At 61.0% G+C, this 857-nt stretch carries 1 protein-coding gene; it reads left to right on the top strand.

Annotated elements, in window-relative coordinates; translation table 11 throughout:
- A partial coding sequence (locus tag AC1DIG_RS29265; RefSeq protein WP_477770105.1) for an immunoglobulin-like domain-containing protein occupies positions 1 to 857 on the top strand: 857 nt, incomplete at both ends.

The raw sequence follows: 857 nt of genomic DNA, 5'->3' as shown, positions 1-857 counted from the left end.
GGCACCGCGATGAGCGTGACGCTGAGCAACGGCGCGGTGATCAACATCGAGGCCGGTAAAACCACCGGCTCCGTGGTGGTCGACACCCCGGCGAACGACGTCTACAAGAACGGCAGCACGGTCAGTACCACCATCGAAAGCACCAGCGGTGGCAACTTCGAACAGTTGACTCCGAGCAGCACCCCGGCGGTGACCACGATCACCGACTCGATCGACAACACCGGTCTGAGCCTGACGGCTGATGGTTCGGTGGTTGAAGGCGGGCAGATCACCTACACCGCGACCCTGACCAACCCGGCCGGCACCGCGATGAGCGTCACCCTGTCGAATGGCGCCGTGATCAACATCGACGCCGGTAAAACCACTGGTTCCGTAGTGGTCGACACTCCAGCGAATGACGTTTACAAAAACGGCAGCACGGTCAGCACCACCATCGARAGCACCASCGGTGGCAAYTTCGARCAGYTGACCCCGAGCAGCACGCCGGCGGTCACCACCATCACCGATTCGATCGATAACACCGGCCTGACACTCACCGCCAACAACAGCATTACCGAAGGTGGCCAGATCACCTACACCGCGACGCTGAGCAATCCGGCCGGCACGCCGATGACTGTCACGCTCAGCAATGGCGCAGTCATCAACATCGAGGCCGGCAAGACTTCCGGTTCGGTGGTGGTCGAYACYCCGGCGAACGACGTYTACAAAAACGGCAGCACCGTCAGCACTACCATCGAAAGCACCACCGGTGGCAATTTCGAGCAGCTGACCCCGAGCACAACTCCGGCCGTTACGACGATCACCGACTCGATCGACAACACCGGCCTGAGCCTGACCGCTGATGGTTCAGTGGTTGA

It is taken from the genome of Pseudomonas sp. 05N431 (genome assembly GCF_056397005.1).
Note: the sequence above shows the minus strand (reverse complement) of the source record. Positions and strands in the feature narration are given on the sequence as shown.